Source organism: Myxococcus vastator (assembly GCF_010894475.1).
Taxonomy (GTDB): domain Bacteria; phylum Myxococcota; class Myxococcia; order Myxococcales; family Myxococcaceae; genus Myxococcus; species Myxococcus vastator.
Map to the genome: position 1 here is coordinate 1 of NZ_JAAIYB010000570.1, position 4585 is coordinate 4585.

Consider the following 4585-nt stretch of genomic DNA (forward strand, 5'->3'; position numbering starts at 1 on the left):
CCCGCAGGCACTTGCTTCGTCCACTGCGCATCACCCGCCCGAGACGTCAGGGCGGACACGGGGTTCCTCCGTCCGGTAGCGCGCGGAGCGGATGTAGGGCAGGCAGGCGGGCTTATGGATTCGCTGTGGATGCCACGTCCGCGCACACCCGCATGCCCACCGTCACGTCGCGCAGGGACGGCTCCGGCAGCTCGCGGTTGGAGGCGCGCGCCGAGGTCGCCGCGAAGGCGAAGCTGCCCCCACGCGCCACGGCCTTCCCCGGCTCCAGCCAGGAGCGGGTCCACTCCCACACGTTGCCGGACATGTCGTCCACGCCGAAGGGACTGCGCGATGCGGGGTGACTGCCCACCTCGTCGGGGCCGAAGCCTCCGGGCTGCTTGCCGTAGGTGGTGTCGATGTTGGCGTCGTCCGGGGCCAGGTTGTCGCCGTGCGGGTACTCACGCCCGTCCACGCCGCGCGCCGCGCGCTCCCACTCCAGCTCCGAGCAGAGCCGGGCGCCGGGGACCCGGCCGCTCTCCGACAGCCACGCGGCGTAGGCCTCCGCGTCCGCGAAGGTGATGCCACTGACAGGGAAGCGCAGCCAGTCCTGCTCCACGCGCGACGTGCGGCGGGCGTAGCGCAGCGGCGCCCCGGCCCGCGCCACGTAGGGCTCACTCCCCGGCTGGAAGCGCAGCCGCCAGACGCCGTCCACCTGCCCCAGCGCGAGCAGCCCCGCGTAGCCGCCCGTGCCCACGCGCGGCAGCCGCTGTGCGCGTTGCGCGGACGGCAGCGACTCCACGTAGGCCAGCCACTCCGCATACGTCACCTCGTGCCGGGCCATCAGGAACGCGGGGACGTCCACGAGGTGCAGGGGGACGGCGTTGAAGAACTCGCGCACGCTGGCCTCGGCCGCGCTGCCGAACTTCACCTCGCCCGGCGGCACGAAGACGAAGCCCTCCGGCACGCTGCCCAGGCGCGGCAGCGGCACGTCGAGCCGCCGCGATTCGCCTCGCCGCAGCAGCACCCACTGCACCACCGGCTCGTAGCCGAGCGCGCGCGCGGAAACCTGGTACGTGCCCGGCGCCACCGCTGCGTCCAGCCAGCGTCCCGGGTCCGCTTGCAGGGGCGCACCCAGCAGATACGCGCCCTGCGCATCTCGCGTCAGCGGGCGCAGCTCCACCTCCGCGCCCGGAACGGACGTCTCCAGCGTGAGGCGGGCCGCGGCGTTCCAGCGCCGCCAGCGCGTGCCCGCCGTGTCGTAGAGCCGCAGCCGCTGGAGCAGCGCGGGCAGCGCCGCGGCGTCTTCATCCTGCTCGGCCCACAGGGCGCGCTCGTAGAGGAAGTCCGCCAGGGCCTCGCGCACATCGGCGCGGCCGGGCGCCAGCGCCAGCGCACGCTCCAGCCGTCCGGCCACTTCGTCGAAGCGGCCGCGAAGCTGTCCCGCCTGCGCGCCGGCCCGGCTCCAGTGCCGGTCCGCCTCGGCGCGTTGGCCGGTGTCGTAGAGACGGAAGGCCTCGGCGCGTTCGGCGCTCAGCGTGCCCCAGTCCTGACGCACGGCGCTCAGGCCCTGGGCCGCCTGGCCGAGCTCGTCGCGCACCTGCTGGTCCAGGCTCCAACGCTCCCTCAGCTTGAGCCCCCCGTAGACGAGCCCCAGGGACACGACGAAGCCCACCACCAGCGCATGCCGCGTCCGCCGGCTGCGCACCATGGTGCGGCGCGAGGCCTTCAGGAAGTCGCGCTCGCGGCGGGTGAGCTCTCCCGTGTCGAGCACCTGCGCCTCCTCCAGCTGACGCGGGCCCCACAGGGCTTCGCTCGGGAAGCCCAGCTTCTCCCAGTGCGCGGCGGCGGCCTCCAGCCGGGCCTGGACCTCGCGGCGCTCGGAGGCCTCGGTCAGCCAGCGCGCCAGCGTGCCCCAGCCGGAGAGCAGCGCCTCGTGGGCCAGCTCGTAGGACGTGCCCTCCTGGGCCTCGCGCGCCACCAGCAGCCGCGCTTGCACCAGCGCTTCCAGGGCGGCGCGGTAGCGCGCGTCGTCGCCCACCAGCTCGCGGTCCGTCTTGCGCGCGCGGGTGCCGTCCGCGGTGATGAGCCGCAGGAGCACGCCCCGGGCCGCCACCCGCTGGTCTGGCAGCAGCCGGGCCACCGCGGCATCCGCGTGCCGCGCGAGCGCGCCCTCCACGCCGCCCAGCGAGTCGAGCACCGCCTGCGTCATGACCCCGGCCGCCGCGTCGCGCGCCTCCCACAGCTCGGCCAGCGCGAACTGGAGCACCGGCAGCCCGCCCTCCGCCGCGGACAGCGTGGAGTTGACGAGCGCATCCACCAGCGCGTCGGATTCGAAGCGCACGCCCTTCACGCGGGCGGGGCCCGTCACCGCCTCCCGCGTCTCCTCGGGCGACAGGGCGCGCAGCAGGTACAGCGCGCGCGGCACCTCCGCGCCCAGCCCTGGCACGGCGGACAGCCGGGTGAGGAAGTCGCTGCGCCCCGTGGCGAGCAGGCGCACGCCACTGGCGCCCTCCGCGAGCGCCCCCAGGGCCTGTCCTGCGGCTTCCGCCTCGGCCGGCGGCGCCAACGTCACCAGCTCCTCGAGCTGATCCACGTAGACGAGCAGCCCCTCCTGGGCGCCCAGCTTCACGCGGAGCCGGCGCACCAGGGACGTGGGCTCGGCGCGCAGGGCCTCGGCCAGGGGCTCCTCTTCCGTGTCCAGCACGGGCGCGAGCGCGGTGGCCAGGGCCACCAGGGGCCTGCGGCCCGGCACCAGCCGCACGCTGCGCCAGCGGCGCCCGTCCTCCAGGCCTCCTTCGGTGACAGCGGGGAGCAGCCCGGCGAGACACAGGGAGGACTTCCCCACGCCCGAGTCACCGGTGATGAGCAGGAAGGACTCCGAGCGCATCCGCTCCAGCACCGCGCGCTGCTCGCGGCGGCGGCCAAAGAAGACGGCGCGGTGCTCCGCCTCGAAGGCCTGGAGGCCGCGATAGGGATTGCCCTCCGGCACCGCCTGGACGGTGTCGTCGCGCGTGAGCGCGTCCAGGGCGTCGAGCAGCTGCGAGGCGGTGGCGTAACGCTCGGAGGGCTCGCGACGCAGGCACTTGTCGATGACGGCGGCGAGGTCGGCCTCCACGCCGGGCACCACCTGGGCCAGGGGACGCGCATCCCGGTGGCGCACCCGCTCAGAGAGTGCGCGCCAGGGCACGTCCCGGAAGGGGCCCTTGCCCGCGCACAGCTCGTACAGGACGACGCCCAGGGAGTACACGTCACTGCGCGCCGTCAGCGCCTCGCCCGCCCAGGCCTCCGGGGACATGTAATACGGCGTCCCCACCAGCGAGCCGCGCGGCAGCGAGGGGAGGAAGACTCCGTCCAGCGAGCGCGCGCCCAGGTTGGGGTTGGCCTCCGGGTCCAGGTCGGGAGGCAGCTCTGGTGGCGGCGTCCCGGAAGCGGGCGGCGCGACATCCCCCGCCCCCGCGGCCCGGTCCAGGAGCTTCGCGAGGCCGAAGTCGAGCAGCTTCACCTCGCCAGCCTCGGTGAGCACGGCGTTGCCGGGCTTGATGTCCCGGTGCAGCACCCCGCGCCGGTGCGCGGCGCTCAGGCCTCGTGCCAGATCCCGCCCCATGGCCAGCACGCGCTCCCAGGGCTGGGGCTTGGGCAGCCGGTCCAGGCTCATCCCCCGGATGAACTCGGAGACGAGGTAGGGCTGATCCTCCAATTGCCCCACCCGGTAGAGGGTGACGACATTGGGGTGCTGGATGCGCGCGGCCGCCCGGGCCTCCACGAGGAACCGCGCCAGGGCGTTGGGCCCCAGGGCGGGGATGAACTTCACGGCGACGGGGCGCTCGAGCAGCGTGTCATGGGCCAGGAACACCCGGCCCGTCCGCCCACGCCCGATGGCCCGCACGAGGCGGTACTCGTCGAACTCCTGGGGAGGAGTCCACGCATCAGGAGGCGGCGAGGCGGCCGGAGAGCCCACACCCGGTGCCTATGCATCCGTCCGCCAGGGGTCAACTGAACGGGCCACGCGGGAGGAGACTCCAGGACGCCAGGGCCGCTGGAGTGTCCGCTACCGAGCAGTGGCGCTGTCCTTGGGCGCTAGCCACCCCGGACCTTCCCCTTGCTCGGCTTGAGCATGTTTCGGATCTTGTTCTCCAAATCCTGCGGCAGGCAGGGCTTGGCGACGAACTCGTCCGCGCCGGCGTCCCGGGCGTGCTCCGCGTTCCCCGCGAGCACATGGCCGGTGAGCGCCATGACGGGGATGTCCCGGGTGCGGGAGTCCTGTTTGATGCGCCGCGTCGCCTCCCAGCCGTCCATGACGGGGAGGGACAGGTCCATCAGGATGATGTCGGGCTCGCCCTCGCTGGCCTTCTCCACCGCTTCCACGCCGTTGCGGGCGGTGTCCACCTCGAAGCCGACGAACTCCAGGTACTCCGCGTACATCTCCCGGGCGTCATCGAAGTCGTCCACCACGAGCACGCGCTTCTTGTTCCCGCCCGCCGCGGGCTCCTGGGCGGCTGGCAGGTCTTCTGCCTGGACTGTCATCGCCGTGCTCTTCATGGGACAGACGCCTCTCGGGGTTGGAACGGGCGTTGAACAATCTATACACGCCCCTCCCGACGTGCCC

At 73.7% G+C, this 4585-nt stretch carries 2 protein-coding genes; both read right to left on the bottom strand.

What is annotated here, in order from left to right:
• Window positions 1-112 precede the first annotated feature (112 nt).
• Window positions 113-3937: an nSTAND1 domain-containing NTPase gene (locus G4D87_RS34030; protein ID WP_163786841.1), complete on the bottom strand. Its 3825-nt coding sequence runs from the start codon at window positions 3935-3937 to the stop codon at window positions 113-115.
• A gap of 119 nt (window positions 3938-4056) precedes the next feature.
• Window positions 4057-4518, bottom strand: coding sequence for a response regulator (locus G4D87_RS34035; protein ID WP_163786842.1), 462 nt, complete (start codon window positions 4516-4518; stop codon window positions 4057-4059).
• Window positions 4519-4585: the final 67 nt, after the last annotated feature.